This is a genomic window from Pseudonocardia ammonioxydans, from assembly GCF_900115005.1.
In the GTDB taxonomy this organism is placed as follows: domain Bacteria; phylum Actinomycetota; class Actinomycetes; order Mycobacteriales; family Pseudonocardiaceae; genus Pseudonocardia; species Pseudonocardia ammonioxydans.
On record NZ_FOUY01000133.1, the window covers coordinates 1 to 2286 of the forward strand.

Annotated in this window: 3 protein-coding genes and 1 pseudogene; 1 reads left to right on the forward strand and 3 read right to left on the reverse strand. The window is 67.4% G+C overall.

Features of this window, described 5'->3' with window-relative positions:
* Window positions 1-200: pseudogene (locus BM093_RS34590) on the reverse strand (hypothetical protein); the annotation flags it as partial.
* A 46-nt stretch (window positions 201-246) separates the two neighbouring features.
* Window positions 247-669 (reverse strand): MerR family transcriptional regulator, encoded by a 423-nt coding sequence (locus BM093_RS34595; RefSeq protein ID WP_085916419.1) that lies wholly within the window; start codon window positions 667-669, stop codon window positions 247-249.
* 271 nt (window positions 670-940) lie between these two features.
* On the opposite strand from BM093_RS34595, the gene BM093_RS34600 reads away from it, so the two are divergent.
* Window positions 941-1516, forward strand: a complete 576-nt coding sequence (locus BM093_RS34600) for a dTDP-4-dehydrorhamnose 3,5-epimerase family protein (RefSeq protein WP_085916394.1) — start codon at window positions 941-943, stop codon at window positions 1514-1516.
* Between the two features lie 121 nt (window positions 1517-1637).
* Here BM093_RS34600 and BM093_RS34605 read toward each other — a convergent pair.
* On the reverse strand, window positions 1638-2286 hold a 649-nt coding region (locus BM093_RS34605; protein ID WP_143105719.1), incomplete at its 5' end, for a SulP family inorganic anion transporter.

A 2286-nucleotide genomic window follows, 5' to 3' on the forward strand; every position in this document is an offset into this window, starting at 1 on the left:
GCCTCGAACCGCAGGTCCGGGAACTTCTTGCAGATGATGTCCATCCGCCACTTGTTGCTGAACAGCGCCAGGTACTCGCCGTCGGAGTCGCGGCGAAGCACCTCGCACTCGGACTGCGACGACAGTGCCTCGACCGCGGCCTGTTCGGTCAGCCGGGCGGTCCGGTAGAGCAGGTCGGCGTTCGGTGCCGCCCGCGGCATACGCCGGACGATTTCCATGGGCCGGTACGGCCGCAGACGATGCAGCTCAGGGGGTCTGTGAGGCGTTGTACGACCGGGTGGATGTGTCGAGGTTCTTCAGGTCACGTGACAACGACTCGAGGCTGTCGACCTGGTGGCGCAGGGCATCGAGCCGACTGTCCGTGGCCGCCCGGAACATCGCCAGACGACCGAGCAGATCCTCGAGCCGCTCCGAGCTGAGCTCCTCCTGCTGCGCCAGCCCGTCCACGGTCGCCAACAGCTCCTTGATCTGGTCGAGGCTGAAGTCGAGCGGCTTGAGCCGCTTGATGAACGCCAGCCGTTCGACATCGGTTTCGGTGTAGAGCCGAAATCCGCCCGCTGAACGTGCCGACGGGGTCACCAACCCCACTTCGTCCCAGTGGCGGATGGTGCGCAGCGACAAACCGATGCGCGTCGATACCTGACCGATCTGCATCAGCTCCTCGCCCATCGACATGCCCCACCTTTCGTCACCGCCCGACACGGGCGCTGTCGGTCGAGGATAGTCAGCGACGCGAACGACAGGTGCACGACGCACCCATCGCTGCGCACCACCACCCAGCAACCCTGACGTGAGGGCAATTAGACACTCCGTTGGAAGCTCGGCTCAAGTGCACGTACGCCCCCAGTAGGCCAGCACGATGCGCATGAACTCGGCGCTAACACTCCTGTTACGTTAGGGTAGATTTCTGCGTGGTTGTCACCCTTCCCGATGAGGTCTGATGCACGTTCGTTCCACGCCGCTGCCGGGGGTGCTGCTGTTCGCGCCGTCGCCGCACCGTGACGAGCGCGGGTTCTTCAGCCGTACCGCCGAGGCGCGCACACTGACCGAGGCCGGGATCGATCCGGCCGGGTTCGTACAGGACTCCCAGTCCCGCAGTCGACAGGGTGTGGTGCGCGGCCTGCACGGGCGTACCGGGGCCGGTGAGGCCAAGCTGGTGCGCTGCTCGCACGGGGCCCTGTTCGACGTCGTCGTGGATGCGCGTCCGGACTCACCGACCTTCGGGCAGTCGGCGACGTTCCGGCTCGACGACGACAACCTGGCCTCGCTGTATCTGCCGCGCGGGGTACTGCACGGGTTCCAGGCGCTGACCGAGACCGCTGACATCTGCTATCGCATCGACGCCGAGCACGACCCCGGTGAGGACATCGCGGTCCGCTACGACGACCCCGAGCTGGCGATTCCCTGGCCGGTCCCGGTGTCGTTGGTCAGCGACCGGGACGCGACGGCGGCCTCATGGCGGGAAGCTGTGCCGTACTTCCGTCGCCACGGCCGCGGCTTCAGCCGGGCGAGATGAGCCGGTCCGGGCGACGTCCCCGGGGCTCCAGCCCTCCGGGGGGTCGCCGGATCGCACGCGACGGCGCCCGCCTACCCCCCTTGCGGCGGGCGCCGTCGTCGTGACCGTGACCGATGGTCAGTCAGTGGCCGCCGGCGAGGTGGCCGGCGAGTCGCTGGTGTCGGGTGCTGCTGTCGTGGTTCATGCCGGTCACAGTCACCTCGATGCCGCGTGCGGCGTACTTGGTCGTGATCGCGTCCAGGGAGGCAACGGTGGAGGCGTCCCAGATGTGGGCGGCGGACAGGTCAATGACCACGTGTTGCGGGTCGTTCGCGTAGTCGAAGGAGAACACGAGGTCGTTGCTGCTGGCGAAGAACAGCTGACCGCTGACCCGGTAGACCTTGCTGGTGCCGTCCGGATCGAGCACCGAGCTGACCTCGACCAGATGCGCGACCCGGTGCGCGAACAGCACCATCGCCACCAGCACTCCGACCCCGACGCCGTAGGCCAGGTTGTGCGTGCCGACGGTGACGGCGACGGTCGAGACCATCACCGTCGTCTCGCTCTTGGGCATCCGGCGCAGGACCGAGGGCTGCACGCTGTGCCAGTCGAACGTCGAGACCGCCACCATGATCATCACGGCGACCAGGGCCGCCATCGGGATCAACGCGACGACCTCGCCCAGGGCCACCACCAGGATCAGCAGGAACACCCCGGCCAGGAACGTCGAGACCCGGGTGCGGGCACCGGACTTCACGTTGATCATCGTCTGGCCGATCATGGCGCAGCCG